This is a genomic window from Streptomyces anatolicus (assembly GCF_019400875.1).
Lineage (GTDB): Bacteria > Actinomycetota > Actinomycetes > Streptomycetales > Streptomycetaceae > Streptomyces > Streptomyces anatolicus.
The window spans coordinates 1-22,246 of sequence record NZ_WMBF01000053.1; the positions used below are offsets into that span (position 1 = coordinate 1).

28 protein-coding genes are annotated in these 22,246 nt (G+C 72.5%); 7 read left to right on the forward strand and 21 right to left on the reverse strand.

Going from position 1 to position 22,246, the window contains the following annotated elements; translation table 11 throughout:
* On the forward strand, nt 1–823 hold an 823-nt coding region (locus GKQ77_RS08110; protein WP_219688029.1), incomplete at its 5' end, for an HpcH/HpaI aldolase/citrate lyase family protein.
* Between the two features lie 92 nt (nt 824–915).
* On the opposite strand, the gene lgt is transcribed toward GKQ77_RS08110, so the two are convergent.
* From lgt to hisI, 11 genes are all read right to left on the reverse strand, one after another.
* Nucleotides 916–1,890: a prolipoprotein diacylglyceryl transferase gene (lgt, locus tag GKQ77_RS08115; protein WP_258021010.1), complete on the reverse strand. Its 975-nt coding sequence runs from the start codon at nt 1,888–1,890 to the stop codon at nt 916–918.
* Nucleotides 1,891–1,992: 102 nt separating this feature from the next.
* Nucleotides 1,993–2,769 carry a DsbA family protein gene (locus tag GKQ77_RS08120; RefSeq protein WP_219688030.1) on the reverse strand — a complete coding sequence of 259 codons (777 nt, stop codon included), beginning with the start codon at nt 2,767–2,769 and terminating at the stop codon, nt 1,993–1,995.
* 62 nt (nt 2,770–2,831) lie between these two features.
* Complete coding sequence (gene trpA, locus GKQ77_RS08125) at nt 2,832–3,647, reverse strand: tryptophan synthase subunit alpha (RefSeq protein WP_219688047.1); 816 nt, start codon at nt 3,645–3,647, stop codon at nt 2,832–2,834.
* Between the two features lie 14 nt (nt 3,648–3,661).
* On the reverse strand, nt 3,662–4,948 hold the full coding sequence (gene trpB / locus GKQ77_RS08130; protein WP_125512253.1) for a tryptophan synthase subunit beta: 1,287 nt from the start codon (nt 4,946–4,948) through the stop codon (nt 3,662–3,664).
* A gap of 141 nt (nt 4,949–5,089) precedes the next feature.
* Nucleotides 5,090–5,248 carry a tryptophan biosynthesis modulator TrpM gene (trpM, locus tag GKQ77_RS34060; protein WP_372459844.1) on the reverse strand — a complete coding sequence of 53 codons (159 nt, stop codon included), beginning with the start codon at nt 5,246–5,248 and terminating at the stop codon, nt 5,090–5,092.
* 8 nt (nt 5,249–5,256) lie between these two features.
* Nucleotides 5,257–6,066, reverse strand: a complete 810-nt coding sequence (gene trpC, locus GKQ77_RS08135; protein WP_219688031.1) for an indole-3-glycerol phosphate synthase TrpC — start codon at nt 6,064–6,066, stop codon at nt 5,257–5,259.
* A 141-nt stretch (nt 6,067–6,207) separates the two neighbouring features.
* Nucleotides 6,208–6,651 carry a DUF2752 domain-containing protein gene (locus tag GKQ77_RS08140; protein ID WP_308117585.1) on the reverse strand — a complete coding sequence of 148 codons (444 nt, stop codon included), beginning with the start codon at nt 6,649–6,651 and terminating at the stop codon, nt 6,208–6,210.
* A 113-nt stretch (nt 6,652–6,764) separates the two neighbouring features.
* A complete protein-coding gene (locus GKQ77_RS08145; protein ID WP_125512259.1) occupies nt 6,765–6,989 on the reverse strand; it encodes an HGxxPAAW family protein in 225 nt (74 codons plus the stop codon).
* 106 nt (nt 6,990–7,095) lie between these two features.
* Nucleotides 7,096–7,803 (reverse strand): TIGR02234 family membrane protein, encoded by a 708-nt coding sequence (locus GKQ77_RS08150; protein WP_219688033.1) that lies wholly within the window; start codon nt 7,801–7,803, stop codon nt 7,096–7,098.
* A 7-nt stretch (nt 7,804–7,810) separates the two neighbouring features.
* Nucleotides 7,811–9,313, reverse strand: coding sequence for an anthranilate synthase component I (locus GKQ77_RS08155; protein ID WP_219688034.1), 1,503 nt, complete (start codon nt 9,311–9,313; stop codon nt 7,811–7,813).
* Between the two features lie 11 nt (nt 9,314–9,324).
* Nucleotides 9,325–9,711, reverse strand: a complete 387-nt coding sequence (gene hisI / locus GKQ77_RS08160) for a phosphoribosyl-AMP cyclohydrolase (RefSeq protein WP_125512262.1) — start codon at nt 9,709–9,711, stop codon at nt 9,325–9,327.
* Between the two features lie 82 nt (nt 9,712–9,793).
* Here hisI and GKQ77_RS08165 point away from each other — a divergent pair, with 82 nt between their 5' ends.
* Nucleotides 9,794–10,429, forward strand: a complete 636-nt coding sequence (locus GKQ77_RS08165) for a TIGR03085 family metal-binding protein (RefSeq protein WP_219688035.1) — start codon at nt 9,794–9,796, stop codon at nt 10,427–10,429.
* A gap of 45 nt (nt 10,430–10,474) precedes the next feature.
* On the opposite strand, the gene hisF is transcribed toward GKQ77_RS08165, so the two are convergent.
* Genes hisF through hisD form a run of 8 tightly spaced genes read right to left on the reverse strand, consistent with a single transcriptional unit; the run spans nt 10,475 to nt 16,204 of the window.
* Nucleotides 10,475–11,230, reverse strand: a complete 756-nt coding sequence (gene hisF, locus GKQ77_RS08170; protein WP_219688036.1) for an imidazole glycerol phosphate synthase subunit HisF — start codon at nt 11,228–11,230, stop codon at nt 10,475–10,477.
* The gene (locus GKQ77_RS08175) at nt 11,227–11,622 is read right to left on the reverse strand and encodes a Rid family hydrolase (protein ID WP_219688037.1); all 396 of its coding nucleotides are present in this window, start codon (nt 11,620–11,622) and stop codon (nt 11,227–11,229) included. The genes hisF and GKQ77_RS08175 overlap by 4 nt, the downstream gene beginning before the upstream one ends.
* Nucleotides 11,619–12,344 (reverse strand): bifunctional 1-(5-phosphoribosyl)-5-((5-phosphoribosylamino)methylideneamino)imidazole-4-carboxamide isomerase/phosphoribosylanthranilate isomerase PriA, encoded by a 726-nt coding sequence (gene priA / locus GKQ77_RS08180; RefSeq protein WP_219688038.1) that lies wholly within the window; start codon nt 12,342–12,344, stop codon nt 11,619–11,621. The genes GKQ77_RS08175 and priA overlap by 4 nt, the downstream gene beginning before the upstream one ends.
* Entirely contained in the window at nt 12,341–12,982 is a 642-nt protein-coding gene (gene hisH / locus GKQ77_RS08185; protein WP_219688039.1) for an imidazole glycerol phosphate synthase subunit HisH, read from the reverse strand. Before hisH ends, priA begins: the two co-directional genes overlap by 4 nt.
* A gap of 17 nt (nt 12,983–12,999) precedes the next feature.
* Nucleotides 13,000–13,164 (reverse strand): CG2302 family histidine operon protein, encoded by a 165-nt coding sequence (locus GKQ77_RS08190; protein ID WP_055527442.1) that lies wholly within the window; start codon nt 13,162–13,164, stop codon nt 13,000–13,002.
* Nucleotides 13,165–13,167: 3 nt separating this feature from the next.
* Entirely contained in the window at nt 13,168–13,761 is a 594-nt protein-coding gene (gene hisB / locus GKQ77_RS08195) for an imidazoleglycerol-phosphate dehydratase HisB (protein ID WP_030783956.1), read from the reverse strand.
* Nucleotides 13,758–14,885, reverse strand: a complete 1,128-nt coding sequence (locus tag GKQ77_RS08200) for a histidinol-phosphate transaminase (RefSeq protein WP_308117586.1) — start codon at nt 14,883–14,885, stop codon at nt 13,758–13,760. The genes hisB and GKQ77_RS08200 overlap by 4 nt, the downstream gene beginning before the upstream one ends.
* On the reverse strand, nt 14,882–16,204 hold the full coding sequence (gene hisD / locus GKQ77_RS08205; RefSeq protein WP_219688041.1) for a histidinol dehydrogenase: 1,323 nt from the start codon (nt 16,202–16,204) through the stop codon (nt 14,882–14,884). Before hisD ends, GKQ77_RS08200 begins: the two co-directional genes overlap by 4 nt.
* A 224-nt stretch (nt 16,205–16,428) precedes the next feature.
* Between hisD and GKQ77_RS08210 the strand changes: the two genes are divergently transcribed.
* The 5 genes from GKQ77_RS08210 (at nt 16,429) to GKQ77_RS34275 (ending at nt 20,575) form a co-directional block, all read left to right on the forward strand.
* On the forward strand, nt 16,429–17,943 hold the full coding sequence (locus GKQ77_RS08210; RefSeq protein ID WP_258021016.1) for an oxidoreductase: 1,515 nt from the start codon (nt 16,429–16,431) through the stop codon (nt 17,941–17,943).
* A gap of 215 nt (nt 17,944–18,158) precedes the next feature.
* Nucleotides 18,159–19,130, forward strand: coding sequence for a hypothetical protein (locus GKQ77_RS08215; protein ID WP_219688048.1), 972 nt, complete (start codon nt 18,159–18,161; stop codon nt 19,128–19,130).
* 2 nt (nt 19,131–19,132) lie between these two features.
* Nucleotides 19,133–19,879, forward strand: a complete 747-nt coding sequence (locus GKQ77_RS08220) for an LON peptidase substrate-binding domain-containing protein (RefSeq protein WP_258021011.1) — start codon at nt 19,133–19,135, stop codon at nt 19,877–19,879.
* 72 nt (nt 19,880–19,951) lie between these two features.
* The gene (gene ybaK / locus GKQ77_RS08225) at nt 19,952–20,455 is read left to right on the forward strand and encodes a Cys-tRNA(Pro) deacylase (protein ID WP_219688044.1); all 504 of its coding nucleotides are present in this window, start codon (nt 19,952–19,954) and stop codon (nt 20,453–20,455) included.
* 21 nt (nt 20,456–20,476) lie between these two features.
* The gene (locus tag GKQ77_RS34275; RefSeq protein WP_504739858.1) at nt 20,477–20,575 is read left to right on the forward strand and encodes a hypothetical protein; all 99 of its coding nucleotides are present in this window, start codon (nt 20,477–20,479) and stop codon (nt 20,573–20,575) included.
* Between the two features lie 21 nt (nt 20,576–20,596).
* Here GKQ77_RS34275 and GKQ77_RS08230 read toward each other — a convergent pair whose 3' ends face one another.
* Nucleotides 20,597–21,268, reverse strand: coding sequence for a DUF2567 domain-containing protein (locus GKQ77_RS08230; protein WP_219688045.1), 672 nt, complete (start codon nt 21,266–21,268; stop codon nt 20,597–20,599).
* Between the two features lie 86 nt (nt 21,269–21,354).
* Nucleotides 21,355–22,176: an ABC transporter permease gene (locus tag GKQ77_RS08235; protein ID WP_219688046.1), complete on the reverse strand. Its 822-nt coding sequence runs from the start codon at nt 22,174–22,176 to the stop codon at nt 21,355–21,357.
* Nucleotides 22,177–22,246: the final 70 nt, after the last annotated feature.

Consider the following 22,246-nt stretch of genomic DNA (forward strand, 5'->3'; position numbering starts at 1 on the left):
GACCTGGCTCTACGTTCCCGGCGACCGCCCCGACGTGGTGGCCAAGGCCCTGCACGCGGGCGCCGACGCGGTGATCGTCGACCTGGAGGACGCGGTCGCCCCCGACCGCAAGGAGTACGCGCGCTCGGCGACGGCGGAACTCCTCTCCGACCCGCAGCCGCCCGCCGTCCCCGTCCACGTCCGCGTCAACGCCCTGGACAGCCCCCTGGCCGACGCCGACCTCCGCGCGATCGCCCCGCTCCCCGGCGTGGCGGGGCTGCGCCTGCCCAAGGTCGCCTCCCGCGCCGACGTCATCCACGTCGCGGAGCGCGCGGCCCCCGCCGACGGCGGCTCCCCCACCCTGCACGCCCTCGTCGAATCAGCGCTCGGCCTCGAACACGCCTTCGCCATCGCCACCGCGCACCCGGCGCTGCGCGGCCTCTCCCTCGGCGAGGCGGACCTCCGCGCGGACCTCGGCGTACGAGAGGACGCGGGCCTGGACTGGGCGCGCTCCCGCGTGGTGGTGGCGGCGCGGGCGGCGGGACTCGCCCCGCCGTGCCAGTCGGTCCACCCGGACACCCGCGACCTGGAGGGCCTGGCGGCGTCCTGCGCGCGGGGCCGCGCCCTCGGTTTCCTCGGCCGCGGGGCGATCCACCCCCGCCAGCTCCCGGTGATCGAACAGGCCTACCTCCCCACCACCGAGGAGATCGAACGGGCGGAGGAGATCACCAAGGCGGCGGCGACGGACGAGGGCGCCCTCGCGCTGCCGGACGGCCGCTTCGTGGACAGGGCGGTGGTGGAGGGCGCGCAGCGGATCCTGGCGCTCGCGCAACGCCTGCGATAGCGCCGGCGCCGACACTGGCGGCGACCGGACAGCGGAACGGGGGCCCCGGATCCATCGATCCGGGGCCCCCGTCGCCGTACGAACGGACGTGCTCAGGCCTTCTTGGCCGACTCGGCCCCGTCACCGGAAGGCCCGGCCGCCTTGCCCGAAGGCCCGGCCGCCTCCCCGGAGGGCTCCGCCTCGCCCTTGTCCAGCTTCACCCGGTCGCCCTTGTCGTCGCCGCTCGCCTCACCGGAGGGGATCTCGTCGGAGGCGCCCGGTTCCACGATCTCCTCGCGGCCGGGACGGGTCCGCGCCGACACCACGAGGTAGACCACCGCGAGCACGAAGACCACGATCGCGGTCCACACGTTCAGCCGCAGGCCGAGGACATGGTGCGCGTCGTCGACCCGCATGTACTCGATCCAGCCGCGCCCCGCGCAGTAGGCGGCGACGTAGAGCGCGAACGCCCGCCCGTGCCCGAGCTTGAAACGGCGGTCGGCCCAGATGACGAGGAGGGCGACGCCGACGCACCACAGGGACTCGTAGAGGAAGGTGGGGTGGTAGGTGCCGGGGATCCGGCCGTCCTCCGCCGAGGTGATCTTCAGCGCCCAGGGCAGGTCCGTGGGCTTGCCGTACAGCTCCTGGTTGAACCAGTTGCCCCAGCGGCCGATGGCCTGGGCGAGGGCGATGCCGGGGGCCAGCGCGTCGGCCCAGGCCGGCAGGGGGATGCCCCGGCGGCGGCAGCCGATCCACGCGCCGACCGCGCCGAGCGCGATCGCGCCCCAGATGCCGAGGCCGCCCTCCCAGATCTTGAAGGCGTCGACCCAGTCACGGCCCTCGCTGAAGTACAGCTGGTAGTCCGTGATCACGTGGTAGAGACGCCCGCCGACGAGGCCGAACGGGACGGCCCACACGGCGATGTCCGCCACGGTGCCTGGCCGGCCCCCGCGGGCGACCCACCGCCTGTTGCCGAGCCAGACGGCCACGAAGACGCCGATGATGATGCAGAACGCGTAGCCGCGCAGCGGAATGGGTCCGAGTTCGACCACACCGCGCGACGGACTGGGGATGAAGGCAAGGTCCATGGCAGGACCGACGCTACCGTGCCGGGCGGCGGGGGCGGCAACCAGCCCGGCTACGGGTCCATAACAGGCGCCCGCCCCGCGGGGCCCGGCGCTCGCGGGTTGCTAGCCCTTGTCGGCGTCCGCCACCAGCTGCCTCAGCTTCTGCGGGGTCAGGGGGTTCTGCGGGCCGTAGATGTTCTTGCCGTTCAGCAGGACGGCCGGGGTGCCCCGGAGCTTCGCGTCCTGGAAGGCCTTGTGCGACTTGGCGACCCAGCTGTCGTGCTCACCGTCCTCGACGCACTTCTTGAAGGAGTCCGTGACGAGGCCGTCGACCTCTTCGGCCAGCTCGATCAACCGGCTGTTCTTGCCGTACGCGTCGTCGGGCTCCGGCGGCTGGTTCTTGAAGAGCACGTCGTGGTAGGCCGGGAACTTGCCCGCGTCCTGGGCGCACGCCGCCGCGTTGGCCGCGCGCAGGGAGCCGCTGCCGCCCATGTTCCCGTCGATGAGGGTGGTCAGGTGGTACTCGACCTTGAGCCGGCCCTTGGCGGCCAGGTCGTTGATCGTCGCGCGGAAGCCGTCCTCGAACTGCTTGCAGGCCGGGCAGCGGAAGTCCTCCCAGATGGTGAGGGTCGACTTCGCGCTCTCCTTGCCGAGCGGGAGCGAAAGCCGGTCCTTGCCGTTCGCCCCTTCGGGGACGGAGACCGGGCCCGCCGTGTCGCTCTTGTCGTCGCCGGAATTGGCGGCGAGCAGGCCGACCACGGCGGCGAGGCCGAGGACGCCGACCACCGCGGCGCCGACGATCAGCGCCCGGCGCTTCTTGTCGCGGCCCTTCTGCCGCTCTCGCTCTTCCGCCAGCCGCTCACGGGCCGATCGCTTTGCCTCACGGTTCTTCTCACTCACACCCCGCCAACGAACCGGGGAGGCGCGAGCGCGCCTCCCCGGTCCAGGTCCACCCGTACGAGTTACGCGCCGCCGCGCACCCCGTCCGCGAGTTCGGCCGCGAGCGCGCGCACCGCGGCGAGCCCGGTGCGCTCGTCCGGGGCGTCCAGCATCCGCTGCACGAAGGCCGAACCGACGATCACGCCGTCGGCGAAGCCCGCGACCTCCGCGGCCTGGCGGGCGTTGGAGACGCCGAGGCCCACGCAGACCGGCAGATCGGTGGTGGCCTTGGTGCGCCGCACCAGCTCCTGCGCCTGCTCGCCCACCGACGCGCGGGTGCCGGTGACACCCATCAGCGACGCCGCGTAGACGAAGCCGGAGCCCGCCGCGGTGATCGTGGCGAGCCGTGCGTCCTTGCTGCTGGGCGCCACGACGAAGACGGTCGCCAGACCGTGCTTCTCGGCGTGCTCGCGCCACAGTCCCGACTCCTGGACGGGCAGGTCGGGCAGGATGCAGCCCGCGCCGCCCGCCTCGGCCAGCTCGGCGGTGAAGCGCTCCACGCCGTAGCGGTCGATGGGGTTCCAGTACGTCATGACAAGCACCGGCTTGCCGGTCGCCTCGTGGGCCTCGCGGACCGTGCGCATCACGTCACGGATCTTGAGGCCGCCGCGCAGGGCGATGTCGTCGGCGGTCTGGATGACCGGGCCGTCGAGCACCGGGTCGGAGTGCGGCAGCCCGACCTCGACGATGTCCGCGCCACCGTCGAAGGCCGCCTTGACGGCCTCGATGCCGCCGTCGACGGTGGGGAAACCGGCGGGCAGGTAGGCGATGAGCGCCGCGCGGCCCTCCGCCTTCGCGGCCGCCAGGGTGTCGTTCAGCAGCTGGATGTTGCCGCCGATGGATGCAGCGCCGCTCACTTGGCGTCCCCCTTGATCTCCGCGCCGGTGGCGGAGGCGTCCGCCTCGACGGTGGCGTCCGTGTCGTACAGGCCGAAGTAGCGCGCGGCCGTGTCCATGTCCTTGTCGCCGCGCCCGGAGAGGTTGACGACGATCAGCCCGTCCTTGCCCAGCTCCTTGCCGATGTCGAGCGCCCCGGCGAGGGCGTGGGCGCTCTCGATGGCCGGGATGATGCCCTCGGTGCGGGACAGGAGCCGCAGGGCCTGCATCGCGGCGTCGTCGGTGACGGCGCGGTACTCGCCGCGGCCGCTGTCCTTGAGGTAGGCGTGCTCGGGTCCGATGCCGGGGTAGTCGAGTCCGGCGGAGATCGAGTAGGGCTCGGTGATCTGGCCCTCCTCGTCCTGGAGCACGTAGGAACGGGAGCCGTGCAGGATGCCCGGCTCGCCCGCCGTCAGCGTGGCCGCGTGCTCGCCCGTCTCGACGCCGTGCCCGGCGGGCTCGCAGCCGATGAGGCGTACGTCCCTGTCGGGGATGAAGGCGTGGAAGAGTCCGATGGCGTTGGAGCCGCCGCCCACGCAGGCGACGGCGGCGTCGGGCAGGCGCCCGGCGCGCTCCAGGATCTGCCGCCTGGCCTCGACGCCGATGACGCGGTGGAAGTCGCGGACCATGGCGGGGAAGGGGTGCGGTCCCGCCACGGTGCCGAAGAGGTAGTGCGTGCGGTCCACGTTGGCGACCCAGTCGCGGAACGCCTCGTTGATGGCGTCCTTCAGGGTGCGGCTGCCGGACTTCACGGCGATGACCTCGGCGCCGAGCATGCGCATGCGGGCCACGTTCAGGGCCTGGCGCTCGGTGTCGATCTCGCCCATGTAGATGGTGCATTCGAGGCCGAAGAGCGCGCAGGCGGTGGCCGTGGCGACGCCGTGCTGACCGGCGCCGGTCTCCGCGATGACGCGGGTCTTGCCCATGCGCTTGGTGAGCAGGGCCTGGCCGAGCACGTTGTTGATCTTGTGTGAGCCGGTGTGGTTCAGGTCCTCGCGCTTGAGGAAGACGCGGGCGCCTCCCGCGTGCTCCGCGAAGCGGGGGACCTCGGTGAGGCTGCTCGGCCTTCCCGTGTAGTGGACGAGCAGGTCGTCGAGCTCGGCGGCGAAGGCGGGGTCGCTCTTCGCCTTGTCGTACTCGACGGCGACCTCGTCCACGGCGGCCACCAGGGCCTCCGGGATGAATTTTCCGCCGAAGGCGCCGAAGTAGCCTTCGGCGCTGGGTACTTGACCCTCGGGGTCCGGGATGAAGAACTGGCTGGGCATGGCGGGATCCTCGCTGAAGCGTTGGTTGGCATCTTTCGCGAGTACGCCTTGGCGCCGTAGCTGGTCGGGCTCCTGCGCGACTGCGGGTCCTCTTGGGCCGGTCGCGCAGTTCCTCGCGCCCCTTACGGGGCGCTCTTCAGCTCAGGCGGCGCACAAGGCGCCGCGTCGCCATCGCATTCCGGGGATCTGGCCCGGCTCCGAGCCGATGTGGTACCGCACGCGCCTGCCCCGCACGCGCCGCGCGGGCGCCCGGCAGCCGCGGGGGCGGCAGCCGGGTGCGAGGCGGGCGGAGATGGCCATGGGGAGGGTCAGCTCCGTCCGTGGCGGAGGGCCGGGTGCGCGCCCGCGGCGACGAGGTCGGAGACCGCCGTCTTCGGGTCGCGGCCGGTCACCAGGGACTCACCGACGAGGACCGCGTCGGCGCCCGCGTTGGCGTACGCGATCAGGTCGTGCGGGCCGCGCACACCGGACTCGGCGATCTTGACGACGCTGTCCGGCAGCTCGGGGGCGATCCGCTCGAACACCGAGCGGTCGACCTTGAGGGTCTTGAGGTCCCGGGCGTTGACGCCGACGACGCGGGCGCCCGCGTCCACGGCGCGCTCGGCCTCCTCCTCGTCGTGCACCTCGACGATCGGCGTGAGGCCGATCGACTCGGCGCGCTCGATGAGGGACTCCAGGGCGGGCTGGTCCAGGGCGGCGACGATCAGCAGCGCGAGGTCGGCGCCGTACGCACGGGCCTCCCACAGCTGGTACGAGGTGACGATGAAGTCCTTGCGCAGCACCGGGATCTCGACCTTGGCGCGGACGGCCTCCAGGTCGGCGAGCGAGCCGCCGAAGCGGCGCTCCTCGGTGAGCACGGAGATGACGGCGGCGCCGCCCGCCTCGTAGTCGGCGGCGAGTCCGGCGGGGTCGGCGATCGCGGCGAGGGCGCCCTTGGAGGGGCTGGAGCGCTTGACCTCGCAGATGACCTTGACGCCGTCACCGCGCAGTGCGGCCGCGCCGTCCTTGGCCGCGGGAGCCTTGGCCGCGCGTTCCTTCAGCTCGTCGAGGCTGACGCGCGCCTGCCGCTCCGCGAGGTCGGCACGGACTCCGTCGATGATCTCGTCGAGCACACTCACGCGAGAGGTCCCCTTCCCTGACGGTTGAAGCTGACGATCAATCTGGTCACTGCGATGGTATCCGCAGGAGGGCGAAGGCTCCGCATCCGGTTGACGCCCGTCCCACGACCTGGACATTCACCACCCGTGCGGCCTGCGGATTCATGGATGCAGCCATGACCCGAACGGCAGATTGCGTACGAGTGTGAAGACCGCGACCAGCACGCCGACGCCCCACAGCTGAGCGCCGCCGAGCGCGATCCGCAGGGGCCGCCCGCGCACCACCCTGACCACCCAGAGGACCCATACCGCCGCGAAGAGGACGTATCCGATGACGGCGAGCGCGTTGGCGCCGAGGGCCGCGGCGAGGTCGCCGTGGACGAAGGCGTGGGCGCTGCGCAGGCCGCCGCAGCCGGGGCAGTAGAGGCCGGTGAGGCGCAGGAGCGGGCAGGCGGGGTAGTGGCCGGGTTCGTTGGGGTCGACGGCGCCGACGTAGGCGAAGGCGCCGACGACCGAGGCGAGCAGACCGGCCGGCACGAAAAGCCGCCCCACCAGGGCGGACGCGCGCCCGCGGGCGGTCTCGGCGCTCTCGGTCTCGGCGGTCACCCGTGCATTGTGCACCGCGCGCGGGGCCGCCGCCCGGGGGCGCACGCGCGAAGAGGCGGCCCCGGCTGCTGCGGGGACCGCCTCTTCTCGTACCGCGTGTCGTACGGCGTACGTCAGCTCTCGGCGCGGATCTCCCGCTGCGGGCGCTTCTCCGCACCGAGGCCCATGGCGCGCATGACGAGGCCGACGAGGCCGCCGACCACGACGAGGGCCATGCCGGCCCAGAACCCGGGCACGTTGGCCATCACCATGAAGGCACCCGCGACGCAGAAACCGATGAAGGCGATGATGACACCGGTCCAGGCGGCCGGGGTGTGTCCGTGGCTGCTGCCCGCCATGACTTGCTCCTCGTTGCTGTATGCGTGGTGGTCGGTGGGAGGCCCACCGCGAGTCGTGCGCTCGCTGTCATTGTCCCGTACTCGCGAGGCGGGTCCGATCGCGGGGTCAGGCTTCGCGCGTCGGGTCCTCGCCGCGGTCGAGCGCCTTCCACAGTTCCTCGGGCCGTTCCGGGTCCGGGGCGCGGCGGGCCTTGCGGGGGCTCGGCGAGCCGTCGCGTTCGTAGCGCCCCGACATCGCGGGCCAGGAGCGGCCGTAGGTGAGGGCGAGGAGCCCGGCGAGCAGGAGCAGGACGCCCGCGGCCGCCGCGGCGTAGGGCCAGCCGGTGTGGCTGAGGCCGCCGATGGTGGCGGCGGCGTCTCCGGAGGCGGTGGCGGCCTTCTCGTCGAGTGCGGCGCTGTCGCGGGCGCCGAGCAGGGCGGCGGCCGCGGTGCCCGCGCCGCTGAGCATGAGGAGCAGGGAGACCAGGGCGCGTCCGGTGCGGCGGACCGCGAAGACGGCGACGAGGGCGGCGAGGCCCACTATCGCGAGGGCCGCCGGGACACCCGTGACGTCACTGCCCTGGGCGGTCAGCGGCAGGTCGCCGCCGGCCACCGACGCCGTCCCGCGGGCCCAGGTCTGGCGGGAGGCGAGCAGCGCGAGGGCCGCGCCGACGGCGCCGAGCAGCAGCGCGGCGGCGATGCTGCGCCTGCTGCCGCGCTGTTCCCGGGTCTCGGGCTCGCGCTCGGTCCGGCGTTCGGTCTCGGCCTCCGGCCGCGTCTCGGGCTGGGGGTCGGGCTTGGCGTCGGTCCGGGGCGGTGGCACTGCGGAAGTCACCTGTCCACTATCCCTCACGGCTCGCGGGAGCGTGCAGGCGGTTGGCCGTGTGGATGGCGCGCAGCACGGCGGCGGCCTTGTTGCGGCACTCGGTGTCCTCGGCGACCGGGTCGGAGTCGGCGACCACACCGGCCCCGGCCTGGACGTACGCCGTGCCGTCGCGCAGCAGGGCGGTGCGGATGGCGATGGCGGTGTCGGAGTCGCCCGCGAAGTCGAGGTAGCCGACGCAGCCGCCGTACAGGCCGCGCCGGGAGGGTTCCAGTTCGTCGATGATCTGCATGGCGCGCGGCTTGGGGGCGCCGGAGAGGGTGCCCGCGGGGAAGCAGGCGGTGAGCACGTCGAAGGCGGTGCGGCCCTCGGCGACCTGGCCGGTGACCGTCGAGACGATGTGCATGACGTGGGAGTACTTCTCGACGGACATGAAGTCGACGACCTCGACGGAGCCGGGCTCGCAGACCCTCCCGAGGTCGTTGCGGCCGAGGTCGACGAGCATCAGGTGCTCGGCGCGCTCCTTGGGGTCGGCGAGGAGTTCGTCGGCGAGGGCCTGGTCCTCCTGCGGGGTGGCGCCGCGGTGGCGGGTGCCGGCGATGGGGTGGACCATGGCGCGCCCGTCCTCGACCTTGACGAGGGCTTCGGGGCTCGAGCCGACGACGTCGAATCCGTCGAGGCGCAGGAGGTACATGTACGGCGACGGGTTGGTGGCCCGCAGCACGCGGTAGACGTCCAACGCGCTTGCCGTGCAGGGCGTTTCGAAGCGCTGGGAGGGCACGACCTGGAAGGCCTCGCCCGCCCGGATGCGCTCTTTGATGTCGTCGACGGCTTCTTGGTACTGCTCGCCGCCCCACAGCGCGGTGTACTCGGGCAGCTCGGAGGCGGGGAGCGCGGCCGGGGGCTGGGCGACGGGGCGCGAGAGGTCGGCCTCCATGGCGTCGAGCCGGGCGATCGCGTCGGCGTGGGCCTCGTCGACGCCGGTGTCGAGGTCGTTGTGGTTGATCGCGTTGGCGATCAGCAGGACCGAGCCGTCCCAGTGGTCGAGGACGGCGAGGTCGCTGGTGAGCAGCATGGTCAGCTCGGGGAGCTTGAGGTCGTCCCGCTCGCCAGGGCCGATCTTCTCCAGGCGGCGCACGATGTCGTAGCCGAGGTAGCCGACCATGCCGCCGGTGAAGGGCGGCAGCTGTCCGGCCAGGTCGCGCGGGGTGTGCAGTATGTCGACGGTGGCGCGCAGCGCGGCGAGCGGGTCGCCCGAGACGGGGACGCCGACGGGCGGGGTGCCGAGCCAGTGGGCCTCGCCGTCGCGGACGGTGAGGGTGGCGGCGCTGCGGACTCCCACGAAGGAGTAGCGGGACCAGCTGCGGCCGTTCTCCGCCGACTCCAGGAGGAAGGTGCCGGGGCGCTCGGCGGCGAGCTTGCGGTAGAGGCCGACGGGGGTGTCGCCGTCCGCGAGGAGCTTGCGGCTGACGGGGATGACGCGGCGGTCGGTCGCGAGCTTGCGGAAGGTCTCCAGGTCCATGGCAGCAGACCTTACTGACCGGGCGCGGGCACGTCGGACAGGGGCAGCACGTCGGAGTCGAAACAGGTGCGCGTGCCGGTGTGGCAGGCGGCGCCGACCTGGTCGACCTGGACGAGGACGGTGTCGGCGTCGCAGTCGAGGGCGACTTCCTTGACGTACTGGAAGTGTCCGGAGGTGTCGCCCTTGACCCAGTACTCCTGGCGGCTGCGGGACCAGTAGGTGCAGCGCCCCGTGGTGAGGGTGCGGTGCAGTGCCTCGTCGTCCATCCAGCCGAGCATCAGCACCTCACCGGTGTCGTACTGCTGGGCGATGGCGGGGAGGAGGCCGTCGGCGCTGCGCCTGAGGCGCGCGGCGATCTCCGGGTCGAGGCCGCTGCTGGGCGGGGGGACGCTGGTCATGGGCCCATTGTGCCGCGCGGGCGCGGGCCGCTCCGCGTACGTCCACTGTCCGGACCGCGAGGAGGGTCGTAGGCTTGCCCGTATGTCGACCCATGCGAAGCGTGAACGACTTCTCCTCGCCGATCTGTTGGAGGCGGAGGGCCCGGAGGCCCCCACCCTCTGTGAGGGCTGGAAGACCCGCGATCTCGCGGCCCACGTGGTGGTGCGCGAGCGCCGCGCGGACGCGGCGGGCGGGCTCCTGATCAAGCAGCTGGCGGGCCGCCTGGAGCGGGTGCAGGCCGAGTTCGCCGCGAAGCCGTACGAAGAGCTGATCCAGCTGATCAGGACGGGCCCGCCGAGGTTCTCGCCCTTCAACCTCAAGCAGGTGGACGAGGCGTCGAACTCCGTGGAGTTCTACATCCACACCGAGGACGTGCGCAGGGCGCGCCCCGACTGGACCCCGCGCGACCTCGACCCGGTCTTCTCGGACGCCCTGTGGTCCCGGCTGGAGCGGACGGCCCGCCTGGTGGGCCGCAAGGCGCCGGTGGGCCTGGTCCTGCGCCGTCCGAACGGCCAGACGGCGGTGGCCCACCGGGGCACCCCTGTGGTGACGGCCACGGGCGAGCCGTCCGAGCTGCTGCTGTTCGCGTACGGCAGGCAGGAGGTCGCCGATGTGGCCCTGGACGGCGACAAGGACGCGATCGCGGCACTCCACGAGACGAAGCAGCTGGGCCTCTAGAAGCAGCCGGGGCTTCAGGGGCTGAGCGCTCGCCCGGCGGACCGGCTACCGGACGGGGTGCCCCGCCTCCCGCAGGGTCTGCTTCACCTCGCCGATCCGCAGATCGCCGAAGTGGAAGACCGAGGCGGCGAGGACCGCGTCCGCGCCCGCCGCGATCGCCGGGGGGAAGTGCTCGAGGCGGCCCGCGCCGCCCGAGGCGATGACGGGGACGGTGACGTGCTTGCGTACGGCCTCGATCATCTCGATGTCGTAGCCGTCCTTCGTGCCGTCGGCGTCCATCGAGTTGAGCAGGATCTCGCCCGCGCCCAGCTCCGCGGCCCGGTGCGCCCATTCGACGGCGTCGATCCCGGCGGACTTCCGGCCGCCGTGGGTGGTCACCTCGAAGGAGCCGGACGCCGTGCGCCGCGCGTCCACCGAGAGCACGAGGACCTGGCGGCCGAAGCGCTCGGCGATCTCGCGGATCAGGTCGGGGCGGGCGATCGCCGCCGTGTTCACGCCGACCTTGTCCGCGCCCGCGCGCAGCAGTTTGTCGACGTCCTCGGCGGTGCGCACACCGCCGCCGACCGTGAGCGGGATGAAGACCTGCTCGGCGGTGCGGCGCACCACGTCGTAGGTCGTCTCGCGGTTGCCGGAGGAGGCGGTGATGTCCAGGAAGGTCAGCTCGTCGGCGCCCTCGGCGTCGTAGACCTTGGCCATCTCGACGGGGTCGCCCGCGTCGCGCAGGTTCTGGAAGTTGACGCCCTTGACGACGCGGCCGTTGTCCACGTCCAGGCAGGGGATCACGCGTACCGAGAGGGTCATGCGGGGGCTCCTCGGTAGGCTTCCAGCTCCACCTCGACCAGGATGCGCGAGTCGACGAAGCCGGAGACGACCACCATGGTCATCACCGGGCGCACGGAGTCGAAGACCTCCTTGTGCGCGCGTCCCACCGCGTCGACGTCCCGCGCATGGGTGATGAGCAGCCGCACGGCGGTCACGGAGTCGGCGCCGAGCCCGAACTCGGCGATCGCCGCGAGCGCGTTGGCGATGGCGACCCGCGTCTGCTCGTAGGGGTCGCCCTCGCCGTGCAGGATGTCGCCCTTGAAGGACGTGGTGCCGCCGACCACGACCCGGTCGCCCGCCGCGACGGCCCGCGCGAAGCCGAAGGCCTCCTCCCAGGGGCTGCCGCTCTGTACTCGTCGTACGTCACTCATCGGGCCACGGCCTCCAGCGCCTCTTCCAGCGTGAACGCCTTCGCGTACAGCGCCTTGCCGACGATGGCGCCCTCGACGCCGAGCGGGACCAGCTCGGAGATGGCGCGCAGGTCGTCCAGGCTGCTGACGCCGCCGGAGGCGACCACGGGACGGTCCGTCGCCGCGCACACGTTGCGCAGCAGCTCCAGGTTCGGGCCCTGGAGCGTGCCGTCCTTGGCGATGTCGGTCACTACATAGCGCGCGCAGCCCTCGGAGTTCAGGCGCTCCAGGGTTTCGTAGAGGTCGCCGCCGTCGCGGGTCCAGCCGCGGCCGCGCAGCGTCGTGCCGCGTACGTCGAGACCGACCGCGATCTTGTCGCCGTGCTCGGCGATGACCTTGGCGACCCACTCGGGGGTCTCCAGGGCGGCGGTGCCGAGGTTGACGCGGGTGCAGCCGGTGGCGAGGGCGGCGGCCAGCGAGGCGTCGTCGCGGATGCCGCCGGACAGCTCGACCTTGATGTCCATCGCGCCCGCGACCTCGGCGATCAGCTCGCGGTTGTCCCCGGTGCCGAACGCGGCGTCCAGGTCGACCAGGTGCAGCCACTCGGCGCCCGACCGCTGCCAGGCGAGGGCGGCCTCCAGCGGGGAGCCGTAGGAGGTCTCCGAGCCGGACTCGCCGTGGACGAGGCGTACGGCCTGGCCGTCGCGGACGTCGACGGCGGGAAGGAGTTCGAGGGTGCTCACAGGGTTCCGATCCAGTTGGTGAGGAGCTGGGCGCCGGCGTCGCCGGACTTCTCGGGGTGGAACTGCGTGGCGCACAGGGCGCCGTTCTCGACGGCCGCCACGAAGGGCTCGCCGTGCGTGGACCAGGTGACGTGCGGGGCGCGCATCGCCGGGTTCGCGACTTCGAGGGACCAGTGGTGCACGGCGTAGGAGTGCACGAAGTAGAAGCGGGCGTCGTCGTCCAGGCCCTTGAAGAGCGTGGATTCGGTGGGCGCCTCGACGGTGTTCCAGCCCATGTGCGGGACGATCTCGGCCTTCAGCGGCTCGACCGTGCCGGGCCACTCGTCAAGGCCCTCGGTCTCCACGCCGTGCTCGATGCCGCGCTCGAAGAGGATCTGCATGCCCACGCAGATGCCCATCACGGGGCGGCCACCGGCCAGGCGCCGCCCGACGATCCAGTCGCCGCGCGCTTCCTTGAGGCCCTTCATGCAAGCGGCGAAGGCGCCGACGCCGGGCACGAGCAGGCCCTCGGCGTTCATGGCCTTGTCGTAGTCGCGCGTTATCTCCACGTCAGCTCCCGCGCGCGCGAGGGCGCGCTCGGCGGAGCGGACGTTGCCGAAGCCGTAGTCGAAGACGACGACCTTCTTGGGAGTGCTCATCTGTCGTACGCCTCCCGTCAGTTCCAGTAGTCGAGTCGCAGGATGCCCGCGGCCAGGCACATCACGGCGGCGATGGACAGCAGCGTGATCAGGCTCTTGGGCATCCCCTGCTTGACGAAGGAGATGATGCCGCCGATCAGGAAGAGACCGACGACGATGAGGATGGTGTTGAGGCCCGTCATCGGTTACAGCGCGCCCTTCGTGGAGGGAAGGATGCCCGCCGCGCGCGGGTCGCGCTCGGACGCGTACCGCAGGGCGCGGGCCAGGGCCTTGAACTGGCACTCCACGATGTGGTGGGCGTTGCGGCCGTAGGGCACGTGGACGTGCAGGGCGATCTGCGCCTGCGCGACGAAGGACTCCAGGATGTGCCGGGTCATCGTTGTGTCGTACTCGCCGATCATCGGCGCCATCTTCTCGGGCTCGGTGTGCACGAGGTAGGGACGGCCGGAGAGGTCGACCGTCACCTGGGCCAGCGACTCGTCGAGCGGGACCGTGCAGTTGCCGAAGCGGTAGATGCCCACCTTGTCGCCGAGGGCCTGCTTGAAGGCGGCGCCGAGCGCGAGCGCGGTGTCCTCGATGGTGTGGTGGGAGTCGATGTGCAGGTCGCCCTCGGTCTTGACCGTGAGGTCGAAGAGGCCGTGGCGGCCGAGCTGGTCGAGCATGTGGTCGTAGAAACCGACCCCGGTCGACACGTCGACCTTGCCGGTGCCGTCGAGATCGATCTCGACGACGACGGAGGTCTCCTTGGTGGTCCGTTCGACCCGTCCTACGCGGCTCATGCGCCGTGCTCCTTCTTGAGTTCGCGTACCGCATCGAGGAACGCGTCGTTTTCGGCCGGGGTTCCCGCGGTGACCCGCAGCCATCCCGGTACGCCGTTGTCCCGCACCAGGACGCCCCGGTCGAGGATCCGCCGCCACACCTCGTGGGCGCCGCCCTCGCCGTCGAACCGCCCGAACTGCACGAAGTTGGCGTCGGAGTCGGTCACCTCGTAGCCCAGCGCCCGCAGCTCGGTGACGAGGCGGTCGCGCTCGGCCTTGAGCTGGTCGACGTACTTCAGGAGCGTGTCGGTGTGCTCCAGGGCGGCGAGCGCGGTGGCCTGGGTGACGGCCGACAGGTGGTACGGCAGGCGCACCAGCTGCACGGCGTCGACGACCGCCGGGTGGGCGGCGAGGTAGCCGAGGCGGAGTCCGGCGGCGCCGAACGCCTTGGACATGGTCCGCGAGACGACGAGGTTCGGCCGCCCCTCGATCAGGGGGAGCAGCGAGTCACCGTGGCTGAATTCCACGTACGCCTCGTCCACCACCACCATGGACGGCTTCGCGGCCTGCGCGGCGTCGTACAGGGCGAGGACCGTCTCGGCGGGGACGGCGGTGCCCGTGGGGTTGTTGGGCGTGGTGATGAAGACGACGTCCGGCCGGTGCTCGGCGATGGCCTTCGCCGCCGCCTCGACGTCGACCGTGAAGTCGTCGTGGCGCGGTCCGGAGATCCAGGCCGTGCCGGTGCCGCGCGCGATCAGACCGTGCATCGAGTACGAGGGCTCGAAGCCGATGGCCGTCCTGCCGGGGCCGCCGAAGGTCTGCAGAAGCTGCTGGATGACCTCGTTCGAGCCATTGGCCGCCCAGACGTGGGCGAGGCCGACCTCGTGGCCCGAGGTGCGGGTGAGGTAGCGCGCCAGTTCGGTGCGCAGCTCGACCGCGTCCCGGTCGGGGTAGCGGTTGAGGTCGCGGGCGGCCTCGCGCACGCGCTCGGCGATGCGCTCGACGAGCGGCTCGGGCAGCGGGTAGGGGTTCTCGTTGGTGTTCAGGCGTACGGGTACGTCGAGCTGGGGCGCGCCATAGGGGGACTTGCCGCGCAGCTCGTCGCGGACGGGGAGGTCGTCGATGCCGACGCGTACGTCGCTCACTGGCCCGGCACCTTCCATCCGAACCTTGCCTTGATCGCCGCGCCGTGCGCCGGCAGGTCCTCCGCCTCGGCGAGCGTCACCACGTGGTGGGCGACGTCGGCAAGCGCCTCGCGGGTGTAGTCGACGATGTGGATGCCCCGCAGGAACGACTGGACGGACAGGCCCGAGGAGTGGCAGGCGCAGCCGCCGGTGGGCAGGACGTGGTTGGAGCCCGCGCAGTAGTCGCCGAGGGAGACGGGCGCCCAGGGGCCGACGAAGATCGCGCCCGCGTTCTTCACTCGGTCCGCGACGGCGGCGGCGTCGGCGGTCTGGATCTCCAGGTGCTCGGCGCCGTACGCGTCGACGACGCGCAGGCCCTCCTCCAGACCGTCGACCAGGACGATCGCGGACTGGCGGCCCTGGAGCGCGGGCACGATGCGGTCCTCGACGTGCTTGGTGGCGGCGACCTGCGGCGCCAGCTCCTTGTCGACGGCGTCCGCGAGCGCCACGGAGTCCGTGACGAGGACGGCGGCGGCGAGCGGGTCGTGCTCGGCCTGGCTGATCAGGTCGGACGCGACGTGCGCCGGGTCGGCGGTGTCGTCGGCGAGGACCGCGATCTCGGTCGGGCCCGCCTCGGTGTCGATGCCGATGCGGCCGGTGAAGTACCGCTTGGCGGCGGCGACCCAGATGTTGCCGGGGCCGGTGACCATGTTCGCCGGGGCGCAGGTCTCGGTGCCGTACGCGAACATCGCGACGGCCTGGGCGCCGCCGACGGCGTACACCTCGTCGATGCCGAGGAGGGCGCAGGCGGCGAGGATCGTGGGGTGCGGGAGGCCGCCGAAGTCGGCCTGCGGCGGGGACGCGAGCGCCATCGACTCGACGCCCGCCTCCTGCGCGGGCACGGCGTTCATGATCACGGAGGAGGGGTAGACGGACCGGCCGCCGGGGGCGTAGAGCCCGACGCGCTCGACCGGCACCCACTTCTCGGTGACCTTGCCGCCGGGCGCGACCTGCACGGTGTGCGGGGCACGGCGCTGCTCGCGGTGGACGGCGCGGGCACGGCGGATCGACTCCTCCAGGGCCTCGCGCACGACGGGGTCGAGACCGGCCAGGGCCTCCTTGAGGGCGGCGGCGGGCACACGGACCTGATCGAGCCGTACTCCGTCGAACTTCTCCGCGTACTCGATCAGCGCCGCGTCGCCGCGATGATGCACGTCTTCGCAGATGGGCCGCACCTTCTCCAGGGCGGCCGCGACGTCGAAGTCGGCACGGGGCAGCAGGGCGCGCAGGGCGGGGCCCTCGGGGAGGGCGTCGCCGCGCAGATCGATTCGAGAGATCACATGGCCAATTCTCTCAGACCTTCTTTCGACGTCGGTCGCCTGTATCAGTGGCTGATACAGACCCCGCTGGACGCCGTTCACCACTAGCGTTCAGTCGGTCACAGAGCGGGCATGAAACAGGTGTACGAGGCAAGAGTGCACCGCAGGACGGGGAGGCAAGGGCAGTGGTCGACGACGCGGGCGCCGGGGACCCGCCGGACGGTCTTACGGCCGCCGAGATCGGCATGTGGCAGGCCTTCCGCAACGGCAGCGTCTACGACCTCAGATCGGGCAACGCCCTCGCGGACGATCCGCACGGCGGGCACCCCTGGGGTCCCGAGCGCAGCGTGCGGGCGCGCATCGTGTGCTGGCTGCTGCTCGACGGTCCGCCGGCGCTCGCGGGCCGGGTCTCCTCGCTGAAGCTGGCCGGGGTGCAGATCACGGACGTGCTCGATCTCGCGGGCGGGACCGTCGTGCCGTACACGGAGCTGAAGCACTGCCGCTTCGAGAAGGAGGTCGTGCTCCCCGAGTCCCGCTTCGCCACGCTGCGCCTCGTCGACTGCTCGATCCCGCGAATCGAGGCGGCCCGGCTGCACACGGAGGGCGATCTGCACCTGCCGCGCTGCCGGGTCCACAACGGCATCCGCCTCACCGACGCCCAGATCGGCACCGACCTGCTCCTGAACCAGGCGGTGGTCTACCGCGACCGGCGCGGCCGTTCCATCACCGGCGACGGGCTCGCCGTCGGACAGGACCTCCAGGCCGAGATGATGGAGTCGCACGGCGAGCTGAGCCTGCGCGGCGCGAAGGTCGGCGTCTCGCTGAGCCTGCGCGGCAGCAAGCTGATCAACCAGTACGGGCGGCACGCTCTCAACGCCCCGCAGCTGACCGTCGAGCGCACGCTGTATCTGACCCCGGCCGCCGTCGGCAATCCGCCGCACACCAGCGGCATGACCCCGGCGCGGGGCACGCGCGTGCAGCGCTTCGAGTGCGAGGGCGGCATCCGGCTCGACGACGGCCGCTTCGGCGACGCCATCGACTTCGCGCAGGCCCGCTTCACGCTCCAGCAGGACCAGGAGATCTCGCTGCGCCGCGTCCAGACGCCCGAGCTGCGCTTCCTCGGCGAGGCACCGCAGCGCGGCAAGGTCGTGCTCTCCGGCGCCAAGGTGGTCAACCTCATCGACAGGGCGGCGAGCTGGCCCGGGCCCGGCGGCCTCCAGATGGGCGGTTTCACCTACGAGAACCTTGTCCCGCTCGGCAGCTTCCCGCTCTCCGGGCGGCTGGCCTGGGTGGCGGCCGCGACCGCCGAGTACAACCCCGAGCCGTACGAGAAGCTGGCCGCCGTCCTGCGCAACGGCGGGGAGGACGCCGACGCCCGCGAGGTCCTGCTCGCCAAGCAGCGGCGGCGCCGCGAGACGCTGCCGCTCGCGGCGAAGCTGTGGGGATACGCGCAGGACTGGACGGTCGCGTACGGCTACCGGCCCGGGCGCGCGGCCGTGTGGATGGCGGTGCTGTGGGCGATCAGCGCGGTGGCGTTCTCGCACGCGGACCACCCGGCGATCAAACCGGGCGAGCACCCGCACTGGAACCCGGCGCTCTTCGCCCTCGACCTGCTGCTCCCGGTGATCAACCTCGGCCAGGACAGCTACTGGCAGCTGCGCGGCGGCTGGCAGTGGTTCTCGACGGCGCTGATCCTGCTCGGCTGGGTCCTTGCGACGACGGTGGCGGCCGGGGCGACGCGGTTGCTGCGGCGCAGCTGAGGGGCCTGCTGCGGCGGAGCCGGGGCCGCCTGCCGGCGCAGCCGGGGGCGCCGCTGAACCGTTATCCGGCCGCGGGCAACCTTCCCCTGCCTTTGACCGTCCTTCCTGCGCGACCAACAATTGAGCAACCACGACGGTGACCGGCACCCCGCGCTCGCGGCCCGGTTGAGGCAAAGGAGGGCACGGTGTTGCGTGCCTTCATCCGTACCGCCCGCATGGTCCGGCACACCCCCCGGCTCGCCGCCGGGCTGCCGCCGGACGAGGAGGTACTCCTCGACGTGCCCGACGAGCGGCTGGCCCCCGCGCTCGTCGCCGCCGGCCGGGGCGACCACGGCCCGGCCGCCAAACTGCTCGCCACCACCCGCGAGGCCGCCGAGTGGGAGAACCGCGACCGCTACACCACCCGGCTCGCCGCCTTCGCCCGCTCCCGCCCCGAGTGGTTCGACGACTGGCTCGGCGCCTCCCCGCACGACCCGGACGCCCTGCTCGTCAAGGCCGAACTGGCCGTCGTCCGGGGCTGGGAGTCACCGGCCCGCGCCGAGCTGCTGCGCGAGATGAGCCCGCTGCTCACCGCCGCCGCCGAGGCCGACCCGCGCGACCCGGTGCCCTGGCGGATCGCCCTGGACCACGCGCGCGGCACCCATGCCCCGCACACCGTCTTCGAACAGCTGTGGGGGGAGGCGGTGCGCCGCTCCTCGTACCACTACGGCTGCCACGCCTCGGCCCTCCAGTACCTTTCGGCGGCCTGGTACGGCTCGCACCGCGAGTGCTTCGACTTCGCCGAGCGCGCCGCCGCCGACGCGCTGCCCGGCTCGCTGATACAGGTTCTTCCGGCGCGGGCCGCCTTCGCCTATCTGACAAGCCCCTCGGGCCGGGTCCCGCGCGAGCGCCTGGACGCGGCGGCCGACCTCGCGATCGGCCTCTCCCGGGAGTACGAGGCGGCCGACCCCTGGCCCGCCGAGGTCCGCAACCTCCTCACGTACGTCCTGGTACGCCTGGAGCGCTGGGACGACGCGCTGGAACAGCTGCGTCTGATCGGCCCGTACGCCACGTCCTTCCCCTGGGACCGGATGGCCGACGACCCACTTGGCCAGTTCCTGGAGCTGCGCGACGGCGTACGCATCGAAGTGGCGTCGATGACGCCGTTGCGGCCGCCGCGCGGACGCGTGCGCTCCGACGAGCATTAGGCTTGCCGGTCGTGACCACCCGGCTTCCGCTCTTTCCGCTCAACTCGGTGCTGTTCCCCGGCCTCGTGCTGCCGCTGAACGTCTTCGAGGAGCGATATCGCGCCATGATGCGCGACCTGCTCAAGACCCCCGAGGAGGAGCAGCGCCAGTTCGCCGTCGTCGCCATCCGCGACGGCCTGGAGGTGGCGCCGAGCGCGCCCGGCCTCCCCGACCAGACGGCAATGCCCGAGCACGGGCCCGCCGCGGGCTTCGGCGACGACCCGCTCAAGGCCTTCCACGCGGTGGGCTGCGTGGCGGACGCGGCGACGATCAGGGAGCGCGCCGACGGCGGCTTCGAGGTCCTCGCCACCGGCACCACGCGCGTACGGATCCACTCGGTCGACGCCTCGGGCGCCTTCCTCACCGCCGAGGTCGAGGAGATGCCGGAGGAGCCCGGCGAAGGGGCGGGCACGCTCGCGGAGGGCGTCCTGCGGGCCTTCCGCGCTTACCAGAAGCGGCTGGCCGGGGCGCGGGAGCGCTCACTGGCGACGGGGGCGGAGCTGCCGGACGAGCCGTCCGTCGTGTCGTACCTGGTCGCCGCGGCCGCCGTCCTCGACACCCCGACCAAGCAGCGGCTCCTGGAGGCGCCGGACACCGCGGCGCGGCTGCGGGACGAGCTGACACTGCTGCGCGCCGAGACCGCGATCATCCGTAATCTGCCCTCGCTGCCCGCGACCGAGCTGACGCGCGGGACGACCAGCCTCAACTGACGTACGCCCCGAGCACGTACGCCCACCCGTACGTCCCGAGCACGTACGCCCCGAGCACGTAAGGCGAGCACCTTGGCGAAGAAGCAGAAGAAGCAGGCGGGCGGGGCCGGCACTCCGGCGACGGTGGCGCTCACCGCCGCGGGCACCGACTTCACGGTCCATGCCTACGAGCACGACCCCGCCCACCCCTCGTACGGCGAGGAGGCCGCCGAGGCCATGGGCGTCTCCCCCGACCGGGTCTTCAAGACGCTGGTCGCCGAGGTCGACGGCGAGCTGACGGTCGCCGTGGTGCCGGTCGCGGGCTCCCTGGATCTGAAGGCGCTGGCCGCCGCGGTCTGCGGCAAGCGCGCCGTGATGGCCGACCCGGCCGCCGCCGAGCGCACCACGGGCTATGTGCGCGGGGGCATCTCCCCGCTCGGCCAGCGCAAGAAGCTGCGTACGGTCCTTGACGACTCGGCGTCGGCGCACGCCACGATCTGTGTCTCGGCGGGCCGCAGGGGCCTGGAGGTCGAGCTGGCGCCGGGCGACCTGGCGAGGCTCACGGAGGCGGTGCTCGCGCCAGTCAGCAGGGCGTGAAAGTGCCCTCGACACCCGCCCGTGGCGGGACTAGTAATCCAGGGCATGTCGAAGAAGACGCGCATGCGGAAGTGGCGGGCGAAGAAGCGCAAGGCCAACCACGGCAAGCGCCCCGCGTAGAGGTCACATAAGGTCTCTCGCTCAGGAAGCGGCGTCCCCGGGGCGCACCTCGTCGTACGGCTCTCCATAGGGCTCCGCGTAGGGCTCCGGGTCGCGCGGCCCGAAGAGTGCCGTGAGCCCCAGATGCACGGCCAGCGCGGCCACCGGCCAGGCGAGGAGCGTGCCCTTGGCCTTGAGTTCCATGGGCGCGTCGAAGACGATTCCCTTGCCAAGCGCCTCGGCGTGCGCGGCGACGTCCGTCTCGGGGCCGAGCAGGACCCCGAGCCCCCACGCGAGGAGGGCGCCGAACAGGGCGCCGAACGCGAGCCCGGCGACCATCGGGACTCCCCCGCTCCTGCGCACCAGGAAGGCGACGGCACCGCTGACGGCGCCGAAGCCGAGCGACAGCAGAGTGAACGTTCCGTCGACGCCGATCGCCTGTTCGCCCTCGGTGTCCTTGAGGTAGACCGCCTCGCCGTCCGAGATGAGCGGGACGCGCGGCGCGAGCCAGAGCCACAGCGCGCCGAGCAGCAGGCCGCTGAGGGCCACCACGACCATGATCAGTGCGGCCTGCAGCAGTTCCTTCTTCATGCCGGGCCCGTCCTCGTCGAATCCGTGCGGAGGCATGCCCGCCGACGGCTGCGCGGGTGCCTGCCAGGGGTCGTTCGAGGGTTCGTCGTGCGGCGGTTGGGAGGGTGTCAGCGGTGCGGTCACCCACACATCGTGCCAGGCCCACCCGTCTCCCGGCCGCCGCCCTCACCGAAGCGCTGCGCGCTGCCCCTTTTTGACGGTGCGGCGCGTCACCGGACGGCCGCCCGGCGGTACGCCCAGGTGGCCACGGCGAGCGAGGCGACACCGACCCCCGCGCAGACCGCCAGATCGAGGGCGACGACGGCCCAGTCCGGGTCCGGCCCGAACGTACGAGCGAAGGCCTCCACTCCGTAGGTGGAAGGCAGCAGGTCGCGCGCGTACTGCAACAGCGTCGGCATCCGCTCGGCCGGGAGCACGCCGAGCAGCAGCGCCGCGGACATGCCCATCTGGCCGAGCAGCGTGGCCAGTTCGGGCCGCGGCGCGAGCAGGCCGAGCGCGGCGCCGAGTCCGGCGAGGGCGGCACCGGCGAGCGGGATCACCGCGGCGAGCACCCACAGGTGGGTGAGCGGCAGTCCGAAGAGGCCGCAGCCCACGACGGCCGTGACGAGGGTGCCGGGCACCGTGAAGGAGGCGTACGCGGCGGCGGCGCCCAGCACCACGGCGGCGGGCGGCACGGGCAGCGTGGCGTAGTGGTCGAGGCCGCCGTCGGCGCGGAGCTGCCCGAAGTACTGCGCGAGCAGGTTGAGCGCGACGAAGGCGACGACGAGCACGGACGATCCGGCGACGACGGCACGGGCCTCGCCGCCGCCGTCCACGACGCCGCGCATCAGGATCATGATGCCGACGGACTGGAAGGTCGCCACGAAGAGCAGCGGAATCCGCGCGACGCGGGCGCGGGAGAGCTGGGCGCGGTAGACGGCACAGAGCGCGGGGAACAGCCGGGCACGCGGCCCGAGCTCCGCGGGCCCGCCGAGCTCCACCTCACCGGGCTCCTCGGCCCGCACCACGACTTCAAGCGGAACGGCACTCACCGGAGAACCCTTCTGTCACTGTCACCCTGCGTCACAACGATTCTCCCCCCGGGCCCTCGGCAATCACGCC